1 protein-coding gene is annotated in these 1,365 nt (G+C 64.2%); it reads left to right on the top strand.

Translation table 11 applies throughout. From position 1 onward, the window contains the following. Positions 1-105: 105 nt before the first annotated feature. Positions 106-1,365 (top strand): lipopolysaccharide biosynthesis protein (locus EOA38_RS36740; protein WP_145966298.1); only part of this gene is annotated, 1,260 nt, incomplete at its 3' end.

Genomic DNA, 1,365 nt, shown 5'->3' with positions numbered 1-1,365 from the left:
CTCTCCGTCTCTAAGGGGAGAAGGGAGCACTCCACCCACCCTTTCTTAAGGTGTTTCGGATAGACGGGACCGCTGGAAAGAGGCGGAAAACGGAGAGTATTCGGGGTGCGCTTTTCCGCGGCGACGACTGCCGGGCGGTTCCTGCCGCAGCGCTTAGCGCTGCGCATGCGGCCGTTGCTTGGCCGCATCGATGCCGTGCTGTTCACCGCCGACGAACGCGGCGAAGCCGGCCGCATGTCGCTGATCGCCTTTTCCATCCGCATCGTCAGCGCCGTCATCGCCTTCATCAGCCAGGTGCTGATGGCGCGCTGGATGGGCTCGTTCGAATACGGCATCTTCGTGCTGGTCTGGGTGACGATGGTCATCGTCGGCAACCTTGCCTGCCTCGGCTTCCACACCTCGGTCATCCGCTTCATTCCCGAATATCGCGAGCGCGGCATGCTCGCCGAGCTGCGCGGCATCGTGCTCGCGAGCCGCCTGTTCGTGCTGGTCGCCTCGACGGTGATTGCGGCCCTCGGCGCCCTCGGCGTCTGGCTCGCCTCGCCCTGGATCGAGAACTACTATGTCGTTCCCTTCATCCTCGGCGTCATCTGCCTGCCGATGATCGCGATGGGCGATCTTCTGCAGGGGCTGGCCCGCGCCAATTCATGGGCGCTGTTCGCGCTGTCGCCGACCTATCTCGTGCGGCCGGTGCTGATCCTGGTGTTCATGGCGCTTATGCTCGCCCTGAACTACGCCCCGGACGCCAAGACCGCGATCTTCGCCTCGATCGCCGCCACCTATGTGACGACGCTCGGCCAGTTGATAGGCGTCACCTCACGCATGGACAAGAAGATCCCGGCCGGCCCGACGACCGTGCATTTCGGCCAGTGGTTCCTCGTCTCGCTGCCGATCTTCCTGGTCGAGAGCTTTTTCTTCCTGCTCACCAATGCCGACGTGCTGATGGTCGGCGCCTATCTCGACCCCAATGACGTCGCAATCTATTTCGCTACCGTGAAGACGCTGGCGCTGGTGCATTTCGTCTATTTCGCCGTCAAGGCGGGCGTCGCCCAGCGCTACGCGCAGTTCACCCATGGCGAGCCGGAACGGCTTGCCGCCTTCGCTCGCGAGACGGTCTCCTGGACTTTCTGGCCGTCGCTGGCGATGGCGCTGCTGGTGCTGGCGCTCGGCGAGCCGATGCTGGTGCTGTTCGGCCCGGAATTCACCGCCGGCTATCCGCTGCTTTTCCTGCTCGTCTTCGGCGTCGTCGCGCGCGGCGCCGTCGGCCCCTGCGAAAGCCTGCTCACCATGAGCGGCAACCAGAACATCTGCGCCGCCGTCTATGCCATGACGCTTGCCCTGAACATCGGCCTCAACGTGATGCTG

Origin of the sequence: Mesorhizobium sp. M1E.F.Ca.ET.041.01.1.1 (assembly GCF_003997355.1) — a bacterium.
Classification (GTDB): Bacteria; Pseudomonadota; Alphaproteobacteria; order Rhizobiales; family Rhizobiaceae; genus Mesorhizobium.
This window is presented reverse-complemented; position numbering and strand designations above follow the sequence as displayed.